Raw genomic sequence first — 18665 nt, forward strand, 5'->3', positions numbered from 1 at the left:
ATACCACCACATGAATCTCCCATTAATAATTAAATATTGACAAGCTGTTAGCTGGAATAGCTGAGCGGTTGCCGATATACCGGCAGCCTGTGTCTTGGAGCTTTCGTTATCGAGTTCAAACTTATCGGAGAACCCACTCTTTTTTTGAGATGCAACTACTGTTCGGCATAGGCAGGGAATAAACCTCGTCAGCAATTTCGATCAAACGTTTTGCAAAGTTCTTGTATTGTTGAATCTTATCGTCTGTCCAGTTTCTTTCACGTAAACGTTTATCCTGAGTTTCATCGTCACAATGTAAATTTAAATAGTAGACATGTTTCAAAAAAGCATAATCCACGCATTTTTCGATATCCCATGGCATGGCGGTTCAACAAATTATGATCATCCGTCCGCTTTCTGCAGTATTTCGTGCAACCCTAAGCCATATATTTTGTGTTAATTGATGATCTGTAATATGCAACTCACGAAGAGCATCGATATCGAAGATATCAAAGGATTTTTGGGAGTATAGCGGATCTATGGAAATCCTTAAAAACTCTTCGGGTCATTTCTATTCGGTAATCTAGGGCCAGGTGTGGGTTCTTCCTTGGCTTTCACTCTCTGCTCCGACCAGAGTGCATATCCCAGCCAAGCCATCGCTAACCCCACCGGGATCGCTGCTATCCGTCCAAGCTCGTGTGGGAGAAGCGCGGCCGCAAGAGATGAAACAGCCCCAACGGCAAGTAAGCCGGCCGCCCAGCGTGACAAGATACGGGCGCGGAGCAAAGCGATGCCGAACAGCAAGCCACCAAGCAAATACGATACAGCTGATATGATGCCTGCCCCTGCGAGGGCTCCGAGATTGATTTCGCTGCCGGACCCACTGGAGAGTCCCAAAAAGCCCTCCACAAACTTTGGAGCGTCATTCGTGAGTAACGGCAAGATAAAAGCTTCTACGAACGTAAGGGCAGTAGTGAACACCAGCCAAAGGCTAAAAAGGAGAAACCCGATCAGACCAAGCCAACCGGCCTCTTTCACTTGCCTGGCGTAAATCCCCATTATCCCAAAGAGGCCGAAGAGGCACATTGCGATAGTTAAGTAGTGAACGATTGCCCATGTGCCGGTGGTAACTGATGAAAGAATTTCAGGTGGATGAAGCGGCTGAATCACTATGAAAAGGACTCCTGCCACCATAGCTGCTAAACCTGCCCAACGGACAAGATACGAGGCTGTTATCTTCATTTTTTACTCTCCTTGTTTTAGGTATTTAGCCAACCCTACAAATTTACTCCTTTTGGTGATCCCCGTAAAAGAATACCTCTTCCAAGGGTACGTTAAAGGCATGGGCAATGCGAAAGGCCAACTCCAGTGACGGGGAGTAGTTCCCCTTTTCCAGGGCCACGATGGTTTGTCTCGTTACGCCCACCTTGTCAGCCAATTGTTGCTGTGTCATTTCATCATTGTTAAATCGAAATCTTCGGATGTGATTGCCGACAAGATTTTTGCCCATCTTAGACTCCTCTCTGGTAGTGATAAATCTTTGTAACGGAGCCGGTAACATCGGAGATGAATCCTGAGACGATTAGGATCACAAACATCACTTGTATGGGCTGATCGATGACTATCGAACCCATGGCAAGAAGAAATCCGATAATAAATAAAAAGAAAGAATTTCGGTGTGCTTTCAAGGCAATAAGTTTATCCAGTTCATCCTCAAATCTCGGTTCCTTTTCTCCGGTCGTTATCCTAAAGACGATGTTAAAAATAATGCTGATCAAGATATGCGCGACGATTGAAACCAAAGTCAGAGTAAGAACGAAATAACCCCAATAATGAAAGGTTTCCGTTGGCTCCAGCCCCCCTTCGGGATACATCGGGTACATGTACGCACAATAAGCTCCGAAAATAACGACAGCACTGATCAACGATACGATACTCTTCTTTTCTTGGTAGGTCATACCCAACACCACCTGCACAATATGGTTTTCGAGTTAAGTTCGATGTACATAATGTAATGAATTCTATTCATAATGTCAAGAATTCTTTACATATATAAATTCTTTGCATCAGATAAAATGTAAAAAAAAGGATCAGGTTCGCTCCGACACTCCCGTCGCAAAACCTGACCCAAACTATTTTCTCCTGTTCTTTTCGTTCACTTATGAATTCTACGCATTGAGCCTTCAAATAGGTAGATCGACATTAAACTACCCTACCCGCCCCTTCTAAAGACATTTGGAATTGGTGCCAAGTCCGTTTAGTTTGAGCGATCAAAAACTTAACCTGCCGTTCGTGATCTTTATCTATCTTACTCTGGCTCCCATCTGTCTGCTAGTTTGGGCCTATTTGATATTTTGACTTAGGAATGATTTTATCAAGTGATCGCTTTGTCAAGGAATACTTTTTTATAGACTGCCCGAACGAAACTCAGACATTAGATCTTCTAACCGTTCATCAGTTCCAGTGTTTTCGATTGGTGTGAATACCCTCATCACGAAGTCACCACTTTCAGAAACTGTGAAATTATTGTAACGAAATGTCAACAGGCCTGCTTGAGGATGTTGGATCAATTTTTCTCCTTCCGAATTTCCGGAAACCTCATGTCTCCCCCACCACTCCCTGAACTCCTCACTCCTGGCATATAACATGTTAACTAATTCCTGATACCACGAATCATTCATGTATAAGGCATATCGGCTTCTGAAATGAGCTAACAGCATGGTGGCAACGTTTTCCCAATTAACAATGCGAGCTTGCTTATCCTTCATCATGAACACGCGCCAAAGGATATTTCTCTCGATCTCTGTCGCTTGTTTAAAGTCCCCACATACCTTATTCGTCATTTGGTTCCATGCGGAAACGTTCCAGCGCTTATCGATGACATAGGCAGGGTAGGTCCCCATCCTGTCAAGAATCTGTTGAATGGCTGGAGAAATGGATTCATCAACTGTTTCGTGTGGAAGTACAGCATGGTTAGCCAACACGAGTAGATGATTGCGTTCGTCGTTGCTAAGTTGAAGGGTACGTACCAAGCTTTCCAGTACTTGTTCCGATACTTGAATATCCCGTCCCTGCTCCAGTGCGGTGTACCACGGTAAGGAAATGCCTGATAGACTTGCCACTTCTTCCCGCCTCAGACCAGGCGTACGACGACGTGAGGTCTCAACCGGTAATCCCACCTCATGCGGAGATAGACGCGAGCGGCGGGTCCGGAGAAAATTAGCTAGTTCTTTTCGTCTTCTTTCAGAATTCATAACAAGGATTCACCTCCATATCCTGATATATTTTATATCAGTATCCGTACGATTAGTATTCGGAATAGTACTACAAACACAGACCTATTTGTGTGTTTATTAACTGATTATAATCGACTTGTCGCCTGTAGTGAAGGAGGAGTCGGCAGTAATATTTTTTCAAAACCGATCATGAAAAAGAGGGAGATTCTATGGTAAAAACAGAACAGAGCAAACGAAGCAGTACATTAAGAGGCAAACGCGTTGTCCTCCTTGGAGGAACGTCAGGATTTGGATTTGCAACAGCCGAAGCGGCTGCGTGGGAAGGGGCGTCCGTAGTCGTGGTCTCCAGTCGAAAAGAGAGAGTTGAAAATGCGATCTCGCGTCTGCCCCAAGGTGCGGAAGGGCATGTGGTTGATCTATCGAATGAAGAGATGGTTCGTGCATTCTTCAGCCAAATTGGTGAATTTGATCATTTGGTTTTCACGGCTGGCGAGTCCTTGCATATCGAAAATCTCAGCACAATTGACATGGAGACAGCACGTCGATTTTTTAACCTGCGTTACTGGGGGGCGTTTATGGCCGCTAAATATGGTAGCAAGAACCTCAGAGAGGGCGGGTCAATCATTTTAACTTCTGGCGTTGCCGGAGCTCGGCCGCAGAAGGGTTGGGCGGTCGCAGCCAGCATATGCAGCGCTATTGAGGCATTGACCAGGGCATTGGCTGTCGAACTTAGCCCGCTTCGTGTCAACGCGATAAGCTTCGGGTTAATGCGTACCGAGATGTGGAACGACATGCCTGAGGAAAACCGAAACGATATGTATGAGACTTTTGGAAAAACCCTCCTGGTAGGCCGAGTAGGAGAACCAGAAGATGCGGCCGAGGCCTTTCTTTATTTAATGCGTGAGAAATTCTCCACCGGACAGACTATTGTCGTGGATGGCGGTTCTTCACTGGTATAACTAATTGACAAGGTGTGTGAATATATGAATAAGGCATTAACAGCCTCGGATGTGAAAGTCCCAGACTGCCGATGCCTTTATTTAACTTTTGTTCTACTGGGTGAAATGATCAGTGTCAGTCCCGTATGATGGATTCATTGTAACAGGTGCCGACTCCTATGAACAGGTGGGTGCGGTTTTACGCTTACAAATAAGCAACAGTACTCCGACGATTATATTTCCAAGTAAGGTGGCTAATATCCTTAGAATAATACTCTTTAACCAATAATTCACTTTGCATTTTTCCCCTTTAATGTCGTATCCACTGCCAGTTTATATTTAAATCCACCAATTCATTTTCTCACCTCACCTCACCTCACCTCGTAGTCAGGGCGGTATCTACCCGGCAACTCTTGAAGGTAATTTATTAAACAAACGTTACCCGTTAACTCAAGGGATTATATGTGCCTGTATCCTAATAAATCAGGTCATCCCTAGTTTCAATCCCATGTAATTCACAATAAACTCTATATTTATTCAGAACGGTATAAATGTCATCTTGCCCAATTATTTGATCCTTCTCGTCAAAATACTGAAGTGAGCCCCCTAAAATAAATAGTGTTACAACTTCCTCTTCTTCAGTTATTAGCGTATGAATGTCACCTGGTGGCTCAAATATGAAGGTTCCCGGTACAGCAACCCATTCTCGTCCTTCATATCCCCACTTTCCCTGAATATTATAGCCAATTACTGATCCACCAGTATGTCTATGTCTTCCCAATATCTGATTACTCTTAATCTTAAATAAGTAAATCCACGTTCCTGTATTTAGATCAAAACGTAAAGGTTTGAAATAGCAAGAGTGATTATCAGTGAATGGCACCCAAGGTAGGTCATCAATGTTCACAATACGCTCTGGCAACTGGAATTTCTCTGCAAGTTTTATAACAGAATCTTCAATTAAGGAATTCATTGGAGGCACCTTCATTCAAAATAGTTAAGTTATATTTATTATTCGAAGACAGCGCCAGTTTCCCTTTATTTCCATCTATTGTCTTCACGTTAACCTACCAGTTACTTTAATGAACATTAGAAAGGAGCTGCCCTTTTGCAGCTCCGCACTATCGTGTCCCGATAGCTTAATGAATTCTTTGTGTATTTTACCCGATATTTTGACCAATTGCCCCTACCATTTTACTAAAGACATCTTCCCAATCTAGATTTACATTTTCAAAAGTATAGGTTGGGAACGGAAGCGTATCAAGCAACTTCAATTCGATCCGCTTGCGGTTTTCCATAAACCTAATATTTTGTTCCCTAGCGAAATGGGGTTTTGCACGGATTGAGGATATCCAAACCTGCTGCTCCCGCACACTTGGCTGAGTTAAATAAATCAATACTGGATGCATGGCAGCAATCTGATCGGCAATTCCATGAATGTGCTGCTCTATTTGGCGATCAACAGCTTGATAGTGACGTAGCAAATCATGAATCTGATGCTGAAAGAACACCGCTTCGAGTACATATATCTTCCCAGAAGTGCTAGCAAGCTCAGCGAAACGTGCCCATTGCCTCAGGATCGAATATGTAAACTCCGACAGCGTGGCTATGGGCGAATCCGTCCAGCATAGTTCGCGAGACTTTAGCTCAGCATAGAGCGCATTCAACTCGGTGAATTCCCTGACCTCACGGTAAGGAAGCAAGTAACTGGTACCATCCTTTATAGCGCGTGAGCGAATATCGTTAACTTTGTTCGGGTAACGCTCCAGAAGTTCCTTATATTCCTCTTCTCGGAAGAAAGCGTGCCAATTCAAGCTCGCCGGATGCCCCTCGGCACCTTCATCATAAAAACTGGATGAGATGCCTTGTTGTAAGAGATAGCGATGCAATCGTTCCGCTAACGTCGATTTGCCCGTTCCACACAATCCTTCAACCAAGATCAACTTGCAATCCCTTCGCATGTGATTTACTCCTAATCAGCAAGAAACTTTTACAATAATATGCTAATAAACAATTCCATCTGTTCTATCATACATTTGCCAGTTAGCGCAACGAAGCTGCCTGTCGTTCCCTCTTGATGTGTTAGATTGAGCTATCGTTTTTCGTTAGCGCAATTCTGCCATGCTGGGATGAAGTTATTATCTTAACGGATATATAAGTGTAATTGCTTCCTTTCTTAATTCCTCATAAAAGAAATAATTATGGTCTGCGCCAACAATACATAGAATCCTTTTATCAGGATTGGCTTTAAATGTGTTTACTACCCGTTTAATCATAATATGGTTCCTGACTATCCACCGAAAATTTTGCGATACTGGATTGATCTGAAACAACCAATCATATTTTTGCTTGGCTAAATTATCAAACTCCTTCGAATTAAAAGGAATATTTCCATAAGAGTGAGCATTCATTTGCTTTGAAAACCATTCGTCATCAATTTTCTCAAGCTCAGCCTTTTCCTCATTTGAATAACCTTCGAATGGCGAAAAATTGTTCCAGACATCCAGTTCAAACCAGTCAATGGGGACAAGCTCAATACTGTGCTCTTCACATAAAGGGAAAATCAGTTCCCAATATTCACTAGCGGGTTCTCCCCAATAACCTTTTTCATTCTTGTTATTTAAGTACTTTTCCCAGCTTCTCGGATGAACTTCGCCACATATAATATCCGGCTTAAACTCCAAAATAATCTCCTTATAAAGATCGAGAGGACATTGATTCCTATCTTAATTCATTATTATGTATCGTCCCTAAGATTCCAACAGTGGTCATTGCATAATTCCCCTCGTTTAATTTATCTAAGTTTGATTTAATACGTTGATATTACCATAACATGGAATTGGGCCCCCATGTTTTTTTGTGATTTTACTGCCAGTTAGTTTAATCCCCCCCACCCGTATTGATATTGATGACTACTGACTTGTTTCCATACGACTAAGGACTTCCTCCATAAAGAAATTTAATAGGCGTTCACCCAATAGAGTGAACGCCTATGTAACTTCAGAACTTTATTTGTCACTTCAAAACTTTGTTTGTTACTTCAAAACTATATTTGTCACTTCAAAACTTTATTGTCTACTTCAAAACTTTATTGTCTACTTCAAAACTTATTTGTCAACCAACACATCATAGGCATTTGCCATTTGACATTCATCAAAATACGTAATAAAATATTTTTACGTAACATATATTTTGTATTGGAGGCACTTTCTCTCCATGTTAAACGATATTCAGGACAGCTATTACATTGAATCTCCCGAACAAGCGACCGTGCTGCTAAATCCGCTTCGCGGGGAAATCATCGCCCAACTCATGGAACCGGCTTCTGCGACAGAAGTAGCCCGGCAGCTTGGCGAAACTGCACAGCGCATTAATTATCATCTGAAAGCACTGGAGAAAGCAGGCTTGGTCCAAAAGGTCGGCACGCGCCAAGTGCGCAATTTGGTTGAAGTGTTGTTCAGATCCATCGCTAAGACTTTTGTTCTTGCCGAATCACTCAGCATGAAGCCGGAAACCGTACAAAGACTAAAAGACCAGAGCTCGCTCGCCCATCTCATTACGACTTCGGAACGTATCAAAAGAGATGCCATGCTGCTAATGGAGCAGTCCGACGCAAACGAAGTCATACCCAGCGCCTCCCTGGAGCTGCAGGTGCATTTAGCCGATGAACAACAGCGGCAAGCATTCGTAGATGAATATGCGGCGATGGTTCAGCAATTAGTAAGCCGATACACAAGCACATCTAGCGAAGATTCAACGTATCAGGTGCTGCTAACCGTGTATCCCAAACCTAAAAATTAGGAGGAACTTCCTATGAGCCCAAAGCAACAAACGAGCAAGCCGCAAAAAGAGGCTGCACCCGTGATTATCTGGGAGCAAAAGATTGAGCGCACACAAGACACGAACCGTAAAGTCGTTTCCATCGATGAATACCGCCGTCATGGCTCCGCATTCATCGATTCGGAAGCTACCGTCAGCATACGAGACCTCTCCACATCAACGTCTGAAGAACCTGTCCGCCTCAAGATTATATCCTCCGGATTTGGCCAAAGACCTTCTTACAGCAATCACTCGGTCCAAAATTTGGCCGCCTAATTACTTAGAGAAAGGATGATTGACATGAGCTTCATTCCAATGGTTGTTGAACAATCCTCCCGTGGGGAGCGCTCCTACGACATTTATTCCCGTTTGCTTAAAGATCGAATTGTATTCCTAGGTACTGAGGTAAATGATCAGGTAGCAAATGCCATCATTGCTCAGCTCTTGTTCCTATCTGCCGAAGATCCTGAGAAAGATATCTCGCTGTACATTAACTCGCCTGGCGGTTCCACCTCAGCTGGACTCGCCATCTATGATACGATGCAGTTCATCAAACCCGATGTCTCTACCATCTGCGTGGGTATGGCCGCATCCATGGGTGCTACCCTGCTGACAGCCGGCGCTCCCGGCAAACGCTTTGCGCTTCCGAACGCCGAAGTCATGATCCACCAGCCTTGGGGCGGCACGCAGGGACAAGCGAGCGATATCCAAATTCGTGCACAACACATCCTCAAAACGCGTGATACACTAAACCGCATTATTGCTGAAACAAGTAAACAGCCGTTGGACAAAGTCGAACGTGACACGGACCGCGATTACTATTTAACGGCCGAAGAAGCTAAAAGCTACGGTTTGATCGATAAAGTAGTTGAGAAGATCTAACCATCGAACACAAAAAAATAACAAAAAGACTGCCTCCGAACTCGAAAAGTTCTTAGGCAGTCTTTTCCATTTAGATGACGATGATACCCTCTCGGGAAATCGTCAATTTCTCATAGCCGGTTTCCGTGATGAGATAGGTGTCCTCGATACCGACTACACCTCGACCCGGGAACGTGAACTTGGGTTCAATGGCGATGACCATGCCTGGCGTCAGCGGGTATTTGAAACCTTTGGCGAGAACGGGCAGTTCGTCGATTTCGAGCCCGATACCGTGACCAAGGAACTTCACTTGGTCAGCGCCGTAACCCATGAAGTGGGCGTTCAGCCCCGCTTCCTGCACTTGATCCAGAGCGAGCAGGTACAGATGCTCGCTTATCACGCCCGGCTGCAGCCTGGATTCGGTGGCGCGGAGCACCTGCTCCGCCACCTCGTAAGCGCGCTGCAGCTCGGGGTCTAGATCACCGATCACGAGCGTGCGCGTCTGATCGATGAGATAGCCGTCGATGCAGCAGCCGATATCGACGAGGATCGGTTCGCCGCGCTTCAGCAGCGCGCGGCCTGAGCTCTGCGGGCTGGACGGGTGAAGCCCCGTGCCCCCGGCCGGCCCGTCAAAATAGGTGGGCACCGCCGCCGAAGCGCCTGCCGCAACCATTCCGGTGATTAACTCGGAATTGTAAGCACGCATGCGCATCAGCCCTTGGTGCCCGCGCAGCCGGAGCTGATGCTCTATGAGCGCCATCAGCTCAAACTCAGCCATCCCCTCCCGAATGTGGGGGATGGCTGCCTCCAAAGCTGCGTCGACGACGGACGCAGCCTGCCGGATCGCCGCGACTTCGTCCGGCGATTTGATCATCCGCTGCTCGCGCACGAGCAGCGAGCCGTCTTCCCAGGCCGCGCCGGGCAGCGCGGCCTGCAGGCGCTGGAACTGCTGGACGGGGAGCACGTCCAGCTCCGTCGCCAGCCGCAGTCCGCCGTCTGCGGCAGCGGCATCCAGCAGCCCAGGATATCGGGCTGCCAGGCGCTCCTTGAGCGTCTTCAAAGACCCCAGCGGTTCAACAACCGCATGGGCCTCTTCTTCCGCTCTTGTCAAACTTCGGCGAACCAAGTACAACGGTTCGCCCTCAGCAGGAATAAACAAATATCCGGTCTGCATCGAACCGGTATAATAGTACATATCAACATTTTGCGTGATTAAGAAACCGGACCATCCACGTTGAACCATCTCGGCCTGCAGCCACTGCTGCCTTTGTTCGAACTCGAACCTATTCATCAGAGCAATCTCTCCTTAGATGTAACTTAACCCCATTATACATCAATACACCATTTCCGCCGAAGATTTGATCGTCCAAGTAATCGGCTGCAGCACCGAATAGGTCCGAGGGAATTCCAATCGAATAAACATAATAATTCCCGGTCTTGTTAATGTAACTGAATATCCGTACCCTGCATTCGTATACGTATATGGAAATACCTCCCGATCATTAACGACCTTAAATAATTCCACATCCACGCGGTTTCGCAGAAATGTACCGGGCAGCGGTTCATTTGAACCGTTCAACCTCAAATTCGTTTGCAGGTAACGCATCGCCTCCGCCCGAGCTTTACTCTCATCAATCGAGTGAATCCCCGAAGCCAACTTCACCTGATCGCTTTGCTGGGCAGCCGCATGTACCGCTCGATTCAGCGCATGCTTGCCTTGAAAAAGCGTATGCATCGCCACCTCCTCATCTGTTTGCAAAGCATAAAGCGCCATAAACGTTACACTCATCAGGATTAATAACAGCAACTTATACATCGCATCTCCTCAGGGCACATATTCGCTCATTTTCATCCCGGCAGCTCCCATGCGATCGGTTTGTGCCGGAATGGCGATGCCGACCAGCTGGTCGATAACAAATAGCCGATGGTACGGGTAAGTGAGTTTTAAAGACAATCCTGTCCCCCGAACAACCGGTTGACCGGCATCCGTTCCACCTGCTCCTGCTGGTGTTGTCACCGTATAAACGAGATCTCCGGGTACAAAGCCTCTCTCCTCCATCCGTTGTTTAGAGGCATTAATCATTGCTTCATTGATGTAGCCATGCCTGCCGTTTGATCCGATTTCAAGCAAATAGTCGACCTCTTTTTGCAGCAAGGCTTGCCGCAGAATAATAACGTGCTTGTAAACAGGTGCGAACATGAACCAACAAAGTATTGTAGCAAACAAAATAAATACAAGAATCTGCTTCATGGATCGATCTTCTGGATCGTATCATTGATCCGCGCTCCACCATCCGATACTTGCTGCCGGGTACCATTGCTCCCCCCGACTACATGGCTGTAAATCAAGATTGCGACCATGATCAGCATTACTGTAACTAATATGGATCTCACGGTTTGAGCGCCGTTATATCTGTATTCGCTTTAGTTCCATGCGTTTCGATATTTTTCTTCATGCCTGTCGATCCATCATTAATAATCGACGTAAATAAGACAGCTACCACAATTAACATCATCACCGTAATCAAAATATTCCTCATAAGGTCCCTCTTCCTTTAGTTAATAGAATCAAATAATCGCTGCCCTTCGGCAATCCATGGATACATAAACACCCGAAACGTATTGAGAATAGGCAACCCTGCCAATACAAAGAGCACATAAGACACGGTTTCTTTTCGACTATCTCGGACCAGTTCCATCTTCTCTTTATAATCCTGAATCCTTTGCTTCAATAAATCGTAATAGCTGCCGTGTTCATTCAGCCTTAATGCATTCAAAGTTTCCCCGAAGCTATGGGCTTCGTCCGTCCCCAGCCTGGTTTTAAAATGATGAATAGCCGTCTCCGAATCCTGATACCATTCGTTTAACATGATTTGAAACACCGACCGTATCGATCTTGTCTGCGATACGCAGCGTGCAAGCTTTGCATGCAAATTCATACGGGAATCGTTGTAATACAAAAGGTGGTGACTAAGGACGTAAATTTCTTTGACAATCCGATGCGCTCGCTGCGCTTTTAGTTGAAAAAGAACTTTTTTATCGAATATTAGAAATATAAGCACACATCCAGCCCCAGCTATGACATAAATCGGCTGAACATAAGCCGCCAGCCTAAATTGGAAGCCCGAATAACTGCCGATCATAACGACGATCGCAGCGCCCATTAACAACCGCCTGCTTCCTTCATATAAAGCCGCATCCAGCCAAACACCGCATCCAATCAGAAGCTGACGCTTCTCTTCCACGCTTTTATTGCTCATCCCGAGCGACTTGAATAACCACAACGGGAGTTTAGCTTGTCTAAAAACATGTTTGACCCGCAAAGACCTCCATCTTTTGGATCTGACAGGAACTAGAATTAGCAGATGGTACAGAACAGTCATGATAAAAATAAAAAGAAGCACATTCGAGCCAATTTGCAGCACAAGTAGCTGCGTACTTTCCATAACCAATACGAACAGCCTCACATTCTTCTAAGCGATAAGTAAATCCCCATTAAAAAAGACACAAAAATGAGCAGCAGAGCATCCAGAAGCATATTTCGTCCAGCGGGGTCCACAACATAATACAAATACGCATTATCCGTATTCACCTTAAAATTAATAAACAAAAATAGAGCCAGAAAGAAAATAGGCGTGAAATTTGCGATCCGTATCTCCAGAAGCCTGTTTCTTTCTAATTGATCGGCTCGCTGCGCTTTCCGCATATCGACAATTAACTCCTTTAAGCTTTCTCCGACATAACTCCCTTCGGTCAAGGCGACACGAATAATGCCGACAAAATAATCCGCCCACGTATGCCCCAATGTGATTGCAAAAATCCGCAAGCTTTCCTCCGTCTCCCTCTGTGTCATTAAGTTACGGTATAACTGCTCGAAAACCGGCTTAATCGGATACAAAATCCGACCTTCCTCCAGGCAAAATTTGAGCGCAAGCTTAATATTTTTATTAGGGTCAATCATATAGTACTGATAAAACACTTCAACGGCAGGCAAAAACTCCAATCGAGTCTGTAGTCTTACACTCATCAACTTCATGCGCAGCATCATATAGGGAAGCGAAATGCATATGGCTGTAACGACCAGAACACCTTTGAAGGTTTGAAAAAACAAAGCCCCAATGAGTAAACCCGCCAGAAATAAGATGAAGGTCAACATCATCATCACATTCATACTTAATCTGGATTCGACCGATTCCATCATCTCTTTGACATGCTTATACAAATGGCTTCTTTTCCCCAAATATTCGCTGAACCTGCTACCGAAAGTCGATTGTTTGACATAGTGAAGCCTGTATCTGGCTTTACGCTGTCGGATTAACACTTGCAGCATCGTTTGGAGAAACACATAACAGAGTGTAAACAGCAGTAAAAGAAATAAATATTTGGCGAAAACCAACATGTCATTCGCCTTCTTTCTCTACAAATCCGAGCTTCATCAGCACAGTAAACCCTGCTTGGTCATATTTTTTTATTTTTTGCGAAGCACGATGCGACAATTTCCCGGGAAATGTCCATCGCTCTGTGAAATTGTCATAAACTGCGAGAGCGCTTACGTGGACCTCCCCGTTAACGTAACAGTATTCGCCAATTCGCACAATTTTTCTTTTTCCACGGACGACAGCCATTTCGATCCCAATTTGTGTAACATATTCTGTAATTCGCTTCGTTAATCGCGTTGGATTCATCCCACGTCCATCGAGCATACACATATCCGTAATTGCATCGGGCACATCTTCCAATTCGTTAACGTGCACGGACGTAATACTGCCTTCGTGACCACGAGTGCACGCACGGACATACAAATTGGCATCCTCGTCGCGAATTTCTGCATGACAAATGCGTTTTGGAGACTGTCGTAAAGCTAACTTGAAAGCTTGTAAGCCTGAATGACGAGGGTCTTGCTCATCAATTTCATATTCAACAATATTTTTGTGAGGGAAGTCCCGTTTTAAATTCAACTCGAATCGCGATTCGATCGTAATGATTCTTTCGTTATCGTCCATTTCAGCAATAATGGCCTTAATTAAATTGGTTTTACCTGAGTTCGTCGGGCCGATAACGACGAGATTGAAATAGGAACGAATGAACCTTAGGAGCAGCTCTTTCATCTTCGTATCCATCGTTGCCAGTTCCGGTCCGGATAGAGAAGCAAGATCGAATCGTTTTACTGTATAAAAACGAATCGTCAAAGTCGGCTCGGCCGTAAAGCCGAACCCGGTCATGGTAACACGCGACCCGTCGCGTAAAATGACTTCCGCCCAACGCTTTCTCGGATTTAAGGTATCATTATTAAAAAGCACCAGATTCTGTTGAATGCGTTCCAAATCTCTCACAGAGGGCAACATGTAAGGGGACGGCACAGGAACGCCTCCGCGAACTTCAAAAATCCGCTTCCCTACAACTTGAATCTCTTCAAGCCCTTCTTTTTGTTTCAATACAAGCTCCAGCACATTCAAGCCGATAATTTCTGCAAAAATGGCTTCAGGCAAAGTAGCATAGCTGCTTGCCCGTGGAGGCACATCCGTCAACCTTCGCTTCGCGACAAGATCATGAATAATGGCCAGAAGCTTGCCTCGGTCTTCCTCATAACCTAGAATGGCTCGGTTTAGAGTTTCATTATAAAGCTGCTTCTCTTCTTCATTCCTGCCTTTGACTGATACGAGCTCGCTGCGAATATCTTGTACCCATTGATTAAAAACGATGTCTTCTTGCGTTTGCATTGCGGCATTGTCCCTGCATTCTGACGCATGAGACCTTACATCAATGCTCTCTGCCGAATCCTCATTTTTGCGCTCGTGCATGTAAGTAATAATCGAAAACCGTTCCTCATTCACTCCCTTTCACCTCTCCATTCATTTAAGTTACGGCCCGTCGACCCGCGATCATTCTTCGGAGCCATGTCGTTTGGCGTAGACTCACTCTCCTCGGCAGCTGATAGTAATCGATTAACTTACGCGATACCGCAACAAGTTCCTCCCGCATGGCATGACCAGGCAAGAACAAATCGAGCAGTTTGCCTTGGTTGCAGCGAGAAAGCGCATCGGCATGTTTGGAAATTTGTCCGATTAGATGGAGCTGCGTTTCCTTGCGTATATCTTTGATCGTGAACTCGTCATGCTTGGACATACGATCTGTTTGGACAGCTATTAATTCAAATGCATCCGGCTGAAGCCCGAATACAGAGCCAACTTGACGAATCCACTTCGAGAAATCCTCCTGAAATTGAGCGATATCAGGGGTTGTAATAACAATTCTCGTGTCGGCTTCCAAAAGACCGCATACTGTCGCCGCATTATCCCAATATGCGCTCACTTCGACAATACTTACATCGAAAGCGGCACGCGCTATGCGCAGCAAATGCACAATTTCGGACGGCGTGAAAAATTCCGCTTGCTCCCGAAGCATATTCCCATATAAAACATACAATCCAGGCGCCTCACGCGGTTTGTCACATACTTGCTGAAGTCTCTCCGCCGTAAGGCTCTGCGCTTTAAGTTCGGCTCTCAAGCTATCCAGTGTAAACACGTTATCATCCCGTCCAAGATAGCGGTGAAGCTTAGAACTTTTTAAATTGAGGCATAGATACCCGATCTTCGCAGTGGTCTCCTTAGCTAATGAAAAAGCCGTACCAAAGGAAGTTAAAGTGGTCCCGATATTCGGCGTTGATCCCACATATGTAATCAGCTTGCCCATCGATTGATGATAGGTTTGCTCTCCCGACAAACCATCGACCCAAGCACGAATTTGATCCGCAATAACCGCCGTGCTTCTCCCCGGTTGGATGTAATCCAGCTTTTTCAGCTTACACATCTTCACGTATTTCTCATTGACGGCCGCATCATGATAGTTGGAGAGCAGGACGATTACCTTCATGTCCGGATGCTGCCGCTGCAAGCCATCGAGCCATTCCTCCAATGCCCCGAAATCCATCTGCCGATCTGATAAAATGATATGGGAGAATGGAGCTCCATTTAACTCCCTGCTAAACTGCTCAACTGCCGAGCATATCACCCATGTCAGAGTTTGTTTGTACACCACATTCGTAAGTTCATCGATCAGCCTTTCATCCGTTGAAAGCAATCCGATATTCAAGTTGTTCATTCCTCCCTTCATTGAGGTGCAAGTATAGACGATGAACTAAATGCAATGACCAGCTTCGATTTTTTCGTGCTGCAAAGCCGATCAATTTCCAGCCACTCGTCCTCGCTCAAATTCAAATTAATCTGGTCGATAGCCCCGTTAGCTTCTAGCCTCGAAGCGTACATTTTTTCCGTATCACCATCTACTTTAGATAATAAATTAGAATTTTTGGGATTATCGATCTCCACATTGGCGGATGACTTCACTGAAGCCACAATCATTTCCTTGTCGAAAAGCTTGCGTGAGCTGCCATCTGCTGTTGATACATACACACGCACCCTATCGCCTGCTCGAATGCCGCCGGAGATGGACAATACATACTCTTTGGGGATTTGAAAGGTAGCCTCCCTCTCACTCGGTAAAAGGTGGTACTTGTTCAATTTCCACCTGAGAATCGGCTCCTTCGTCCCGAGCGGAATTAAGCTCTCCTGCCCGATAATTTCTTTCAGGTCCGTTACCATGGCGTTCGTGAAACTACCTTTTTGCACGGCCCTGAGCTCCACCATATCGGCGCCAATCATCGTCCCGGCACGGATAAAATCCTTTGGCACAACAACCTGCACCGTCTGCTGCAGCTCTACCTGATTGACCTGCAAAATGTAAACCCCGTAAACAAGCAGCCCGGCCAATACCGCAGCAACCAAACTGATGAGCAGGCTTCTCCTGCGATTCAATCCATCAACCTCCTATTTGTCCAAAATAAAAAAGAACGCAAACCCCGGGTATGCATCCGGAATTTGCGTTCTTCGCAAATCGATCAAAGATTAATATAAGTGCTTATCTATACGTTTAAAATATCACATGTTTTTCCAATTTACAACATATTCTTACAAAAAAAACTTGGAACAGCGCCACGTAGCATTCTCAGTCATTCTTCATGGCACTATCCCTCTCACGGTATCCCAATCCATTCATCACATAATCTATCGTTTGTCTGATCAAGGCTTGCGTTTCCGGGCGTTCCTCTGTAAATAAAAGTTCAAAAAAGTCTCTCTGTTTATAAAAGAATACCGAACCTAATACGAACATGAGTGTACTGTCTAACGATTCGAAACGGAATAGTCCCTGCTGTCTTCCCAACTCCAAGAAATTCCGAACTTTCTGCCATATCGGATAGACAAATTCCCGAATTTTCTCAACGCGCGTCGATAACGTTATAATCTCCATCTGGATTATACTAATGAGCTCGAGATCGGCGTTGCGGATTAAAACAACCTCCCGAATGATCGTTCGTATCCCTTCAACCGGATCTTCAATGGAAAAAAACTCCGGAAACTTATTGGTGGGGAAAAACTGCTTGAAGATCTCGTGGTAAACGCTCTCTTTTCCGCCGAAATAATAGGAAACCAGAGCCACATTGGCCCCGGCCTCCTCACATATTTGCCTAACGCTTGTCGCGTCATATCCATTCTTCGCAAAAAGCTTCTTCGCTGCGAGAAGAATGCGCGTTCTCATATCCAGTTCTTGGTCGGCCATAAGCACCCTCCTCGGTTTAAGCTAAGCAGTTTGCGGGCGATGTTCTACAGCTGGTATAGGCTTTGTTTTTTTCAGCGTAACTACGACGATATCGATGATCAATGCTACTCCGGCAATGATAAACAGGAAGCCGATCTCTTTTCCTACAGCAGGTCCCCCGAATAAAATATTCATTAGACCATTTACTGCGTAGGTGGCAGGAAAGGCGTCGCTCAAATTATGATAGAAACTCGATAAGAGTTCCCGAGGCACAATGGCTCCGGATGACACCAGTTGCAAGGACAACATGGCGATGTTAAATAGCATACCCGCGTTTCCAAACAAAGTCAAAAACATTTGAGCTACGAGTGCAAAAGCGAGCAAAAATAAGGATTCGAACGCCCAGAGTGACATATATCCTTTCTCTACGTGCCCTCCCAACACTACAACCATCGTCGAGCTGATTAAGCCAACTCCTGCAGCCGCAATGACAGTAATCACCAGTCTTGCTGCTAATTTTTGACCTTTCGACAGTGATGCTCCGAGCATGTTGCTTGTCACGTTAAAGTTCATTCCCATAATCATAGTTCCTACAATGGAAGCAAGAACGAGCATCATCGGCAGCATTTGATTGGGCATATCCTTCACTTTATTCGTACTTTGAATATCAGAGACGACTTTACCCGATAAACCTTGCGCAATCTGCTGAGCTTGCTCGGCGGGCAGTTTTGGATTCATTTGTGTAAGTACAGCGGACGCTCCTGCCGCTACAGCTTCTTTGTTGACGGTTGCCGTCACATTGCCGGCAACAGCTTGCATAATGGACTTGGTCATTGATGGATTAGATTCGTTAATCGTATACGAGATCGGAGCCGTTTGTCCCGGTGTTTGAAGCTGCTTGGAAAAATCAGCCGAAATGTGCATCACCATCTGTACTTCACGATCATTCAGCATCTTTTGCGCTTGCTCACTGGAAGCGATGATTTCCATGTGAAAAGGCAGATTGCCTTGCAAATTGTCGACTATTTTACTACCTAAGCCTTGGTCTTCGTTTACGATTGCGATTCGCAAATTTTTCGTATTATCAGTTACCCCAGCGTAGCCAGTCATCCAGATAATACTAAACAGCAGTTGAAACGTCATCGCTGTGATGATGCCGACCTTGGTCGTTGCTGGTTTTAAGAACCCCAGTATCGCAGTTTTCATAAAAATCACTCCTTTAAACAATCGTTTTAAT

General features: G+C 45.2%; 23 protein-coding genes. 4 read left to right on the forward strand and 19 right to left on the reverse strand.

Annotation, left to right across the window (positions count from 1 at the left end; all coding sequences use genetic code 11):
• Positions 1-528 precede the first annotated feature (528 nt).
• From ACFQZT_RS29115 to ACFQZT_RS29130, 4 genes are all read right to left on the reverse strand, one after another.
• Positions 529-1221 (reverse strand): hypothetical protein, encoded by a 693-nt coding sequence (locus tag ACFQZT_RS29115; RefSeq protein WP_379305886.1) that lies wholly within the window; start codon positions 1219-1221, stop codon positions 529-531.
• A gap of 43 nt (positions 1222-1264) precedes the next feature.
• The gene (locus ACFQZT_RS29120) at positions 1265-1489 is read right to left on the reverse strand and encodes a helix-turn-helix transcriptional regulator (RefSeq protein ID WP_379305888.1); all 225 of its coding nucleotides are present in this window, start codon (positions 1487-1489) and stop codon (positions 1265-1267) included.
• Between the two features lies 1 nt (position 1490).
• Positions 1491-1937, reverse strand: a complete 447-nt coding sequence (locus tag ACFQZT_RS29125) for a hypothetical protein (protein WP_379305890.1) — start codon at positions 1935-1937, stop codon at positions 1491-1493.
• Between the two features lie 447 nt (positions 1938-2384).
• Complete coding sequence (locus ACFQZT_RS29130; RefSeq protein ID WP_379305892.1) at positions 2385-3233, reverse strand: helix-turn-helix transcriptional regulator; 849 nt, start codon at positions 3231-3233, stop codon at positions 2385-2387.
• 191 nt (positions 3234-3424) lie between these two features.
• Here ACFQZT_RS29130 and ACFQZT_RS29135 point away from each other — a divergent pair, with 191 nt between their 5' ends.
• Positions 3425-4174 (forward strand): SDR family oxidoreductase, encoded by a 750-nt coding sequence (locus ACFQZT_RS29135; protein ID WP_379305894.1) that lies wholly within the window; start codon positions 3425-3427, stop codon positions 4172-4174.
• A gap of 454 nt (positions 4175-4628) precedes the next feature.
• Here ACFQZT_RS29135 and ACFQZT_RS29140 read toward each other — a convergent pair whose 3' ends face one another.
• From ACFQZT_RS29140 to ACFQZT_RS29150, 3 genes are all read right to left on the reverse strand, one after another.
• Positions 4629-5126, reverse strand: coding sequence for a 2,4'-dihydroxyacetophenone dioxygenase family protein (locus ACFQZT_RS29140; RefSeq protein ID WP_379305896.1), 498 nt, complete (start codon positions 5124-5126; stop codon positions 4629-4631).
• Between the two features lie 187 nt (positions 5127-5313).
• The gene (locus ACFQZT_RS29145) at positions 5314-6096 is read right to left on the reverse strand and encodes a P-loop NTPase family protein (RefSeq protein ID WP_379305898.1); all 783 of its coding nucleotides are present in this window, start codon (positions 6094-6096) and stop codon (positions 5314-5316) included.
• A 195-nt stretch (positions 6097-6291) separates the two neighbouring features.
• Positions 6292-6837: a hypothetical protein gene (locus ACFQZT_RS29150; protein ID WP_379305900.1), complete on the reverse strand. Its 546-nt coding sequence runs from the start codon at positions 6835-6837 to the stop codon at positions 6292-6294.
• 532 nt (positions 6838-7369) lie between these two features.
• Between ACFQZT_RS29150 and ACFQZT_RS29155 the strand changes: the two genes are divergently transcribed.
• The 3 genes from ACFQZT_RS29155 to clpP are packed head-to-tail and all read left to right on the forward strand — an operon-like array spanning position 7370 to position 8854.
• The gene (locus ACFQZT_RS29155) at positions 7370-7954 is read left to right on the forward strand and encodes an ArsR/SmtB family transcription factor (protein WP_379305902.1); all 585 of its coding nucleotides are present in this window, start codon (positions 7370-7372) and stop codon (positions 7952-7954) included.
• Positions 7955-7966: 12 nt separating this feature from the next.
• Positions 7967-8248 (forward strand): hypothetical protein, encoded by a 282-nt coding sequence (locus ACFQZT_RS29160; protein WP_379305903.1) that lies wholly within the window; start codon positions 7967-7969, stop codon positions 8246-8248.
• A 24-nt stretch (positions 8249-8272) separates the two neighbouring features.
• Positions 8273-8854: an ATP-dependent Clp endopeptidase proteolytic subunit ClpP gene (gene clpP / locus ACFQZT_RS29165; protein ID WP_379305905.1), complete on the forward strand. Its 582-nt coding sequence runs from the start codon at positions 8273-8275 to the stop codon at positions 8852-8854.
• A 70-nt stretch (positions 8855-8924) separates the two neighbouring features.
• Here the strand turns inward: clpP and ACFQZT_RS29170 are convergent, their stop codons facing one another.
• The 12 genes from ACFQZT_RS29170 to ACFQZT_RS29225 all read right to left on the reverse strand — a co-directional run bounded on the left by ACFQZT_RS29170 (position 8925) and on the right by ACFQZT_RS29225 (position 18634).
• Positions 8925-10124 carry a M24 family metallopeptidase gene (locus ACFQZT_RS29170; RefSeq protein ID WP_379305907.1) on the reverse strand — a complete coding sequence of 400 codons (1200 nt, stop codon included), beginning with the start codon at positions 10122-10124 and terminating at the stop codon, positions 8925-8927.
• A gap of 42 nt (positions 10125-10166) precedes the next feature.
• Positions 10167-10649, reverse strand: coding sequence for a hypothetical protein (locus ACFQZT_RS29175; protein ID WP_379305909.1), 483 nt, complete (start codon positions 10647-10649; stop codon positions 10167-10169).
• A gap of 9 nt (positions 10650-10658) precedes the next feature.
• Positions 10659-11084 carry a hypothetical protein gene (locus ACFQZT_RS29180; RefSeq protein WP_379305911.1) on the reverse strand — a complete coding sequence of 142 codons (426 nt, stop codon included), beginning with the start codon at positions 11082-11084 and terminating at the stop codon, positions 10659-10661.
• Positions 11081-11227: a hypothetical protein gene (locus tag ACFQZT_RS29185; RefSeq protein WP_379305913.1), complete on the reverse strand. Its 147-nt coding sequence runs from the start codon at positions 11225-11227 to the stop codon at positions 11081-11083. The genes ACFQZT_RS29180 and ACFQZT_RS29185 overlap by 4 nt, the downstream gene beginning before the upstream one ends.
• Positions 11224-11373, reverse strand: coding sequence for a hypothetical protein (locus tag ACFQZT_RS29190; protein WP_379305915.1), 150 nt, complete (start codon positions 11371-11373; stop codon positions 11224-11226). The genes ACFQZT_RS29185 and ACFQZT_RS29190 overlap by 4 nt, the downstream gene beginning before the upstream one ends.
• Positions 11374-11388: 15 nt before the next feature.
• The gene (locus ACFQZT_RS29195; protein WP_379305917.1) at positions 11389-12285 is read right to left on the reverse strand and encodes a hypothetical protein; all 897 of its coding nucleotides are present in this window, start codon (positions 12283-12285) and stop codon (positions 11389-11391) included.
• Between the two features lie 11 nt (positions 12286-12296).
• Positions 12297-13232: a type II secretion system F family protein gene (locus ACFQZT_RS29200; protein ID WP_379305919.1), complete on the reverse strand. Its 936-nt coding sequence runs from the start codon at positions 13230-13232 to the stop codon at positions 12297-12299.
• 1 nt (position 13233) lies between these two features.
• Entirely contained in the window at positions 13234-14667 is a 1434-nt protein-coding gene (locus ACFQZT_RS29205) for an ATPase, T2SS/T4P/T4SS family (protein ID WP_379305921.1), read from the reverse strand.
• Between the two features lie 22 nt (positions 14668-14689).
• Complete coding sequence (locus ACFQZT_RS29210) at positions 14690-15925, reverse strand: CpaE/TadZ family protein (RefSeq protein ID WP_379305923.1); 1236 nt, start codon at positions 15923-15925, stop codon at positions 14690-14692.
• Between the two features lie 17 nt (positions 15926-15942).
• Entirely contained in the window at positions 15943-16647 is a 705-nt protein-coding gene (locus ACFQZT_RS29215) for an SAF domain-containing protein (protein ID WP_379305925.1), read from the reverse strand.
• Between the two features lie 190 nt (positions 16648-16837).
• Positions 16838-17449: a TetR/AcrR family transcriptional regulator gene (locus ACFQZT_RS29220; RefSeq protein WP_379305927.1), complete on the reverse strand. Its 612-nt coding sequence runs from the start codon at positions 17447-17449 to the stop codon at positions 16838-16840.
• Between the two features lie 21 nt (positions 17450-17470).
• Complete coding sequence (locus ACFQZT_RS29225; protein WP_379305929.1) at positions 17471-18634, reverse strand: YhgE/Pip domain-containing protein; 1164 nt, start codon at positions 18632-18634, stop codon at positions 17471-17473.
• Positions 18635-18665 lie beyond the last annotated feature (31 nt).

It is taken from the genome of Paenibacillus sp. GCM10027628 (assembly GCF_042676385.1).
GTDB lineage: Bacteria > Bacillota > Bacilli > Paenibacillales > NBRC-103111 > Paenibacillus_E.

Excerpts from the sequence above, each read along its gene's own strand:
- ACFQZT_RS29120 (WP_379305888.1), bottom strand. The coding sequence starts at position 1,489 with ATGGGCAAAAATCTTGTCGGCAATCACATCCGAAGATTTCGATTTAAC.
- ACFQZT_RS29155 (WP_379305902.1), top strand. The coding sequence starts at position 7,370 with ATGTTAAACGATATTCAGGACAGCTATTACATTGAATCTCCCGAACAA.
- ACFQZT_RS29140 (WP_379305896.1), bottom strand. The coding sequence starts at position 5,126 with ATGAATTCCTTAATTGAAGATTCTGTTATAAAACTTGCAGAGAAATTC.
- ACFQZT_RS29220 (WP_379305927.1), bottom strand. The coding sequence starts at position 17,449 with ATGGCCGACCAAGAACTGGATATGAGAACGCGCATTCTTCTCGCAGCG.
- ACFQZT_RS29170 (WP_379305907.1), bottom strand. The coding sequence starts at position 10,124 with ATGAATAGGTTCGAGTTCGAACAAAGGCAGCAGTGGCTGCAGGCCGAG.
- ACFQZT_RS29225 (WP_379305929.1), bottom strand. The coding sequence starts at position 18,634 with ATGAAAACTGCGATACTGGGGTTCTTAAAACCAGCAACGACCAAGGTC.
- ACFQZT_RS29130 (WP_379305892.1), bottom strand. The coding sequence starts at position 3,233 with ATGAATTCTGAAAGAAGACGAAAAGAACTAGCTAATTTTCTCCGGACC.
- ACFQZT_RS29135 (WP_379305894.1), top strand. The coding sequence starts at position 3,425 with ATGGTAAAAACAGAACAGAGCAAACGAAGCAGTACATTAAGAGGCAAA.
- ACFQZT_RS29160 (WP_379305903.1), top strand. The coding sequence starts at position 7,967 with ATGAGCCCAAAGCAACAAACGAGCAAGCCGCAAAAAGAGGCTGCACCC.
- ACFQZT_RS29115 (WP_379305886.1), bottom strand. The coding sequence starts at position 1,221 with ATGAAGATAACAGCCTCGTATCTTGTCCGTTGGGCAGGTTTAGCAGCT.
- ACFQZT_RS29175 (WP_379305909.1), bottom strand. The coding sequence starts at position 10,649 with ATGTATAAGTTGCTGTTATTAATCCTGATGAGTGTAACGTTTATGGCG.
- ACFQZT_RS29190 (WP_379305915.1), bottom strand. The coding sequence starts at position 11,373 with ATGAGGAATATTTTGATTACGGTGATGATGTTAATTGTGGTAGCTGTC.
- clpP (WP_379305905.1), top strand. The coding sequence starts at position 8,273 with ATGAGCTTCATTCCAATGGTTGTTGAACAATCCTCCCGTGGGGAGCGC.
- ACFQZT_RS29200 (WP_379305919.1), bottom strand. The coding sequence starts at position 13,232 with ATGTTGGTTTTCGCCAAATATTTATTTCTTTTACTGCTGTTTACACTC.
- ACFQZT_RS29180 (WP_379305911.1), bottom strand. The coding sequence starts at position 11,084 with ATGAAGCAGATTCTTGTATTTATTTTGTTTGCTACAATACTTTGTTGG.
- ACFQZT_RS29125 (WP_379305890.1), bottom strand. The coding sequence starts at position 1,937 with ATGACCTACCAAGAAAAGAAGAGTATCGTATCGTTGATCAGTGCTGTC.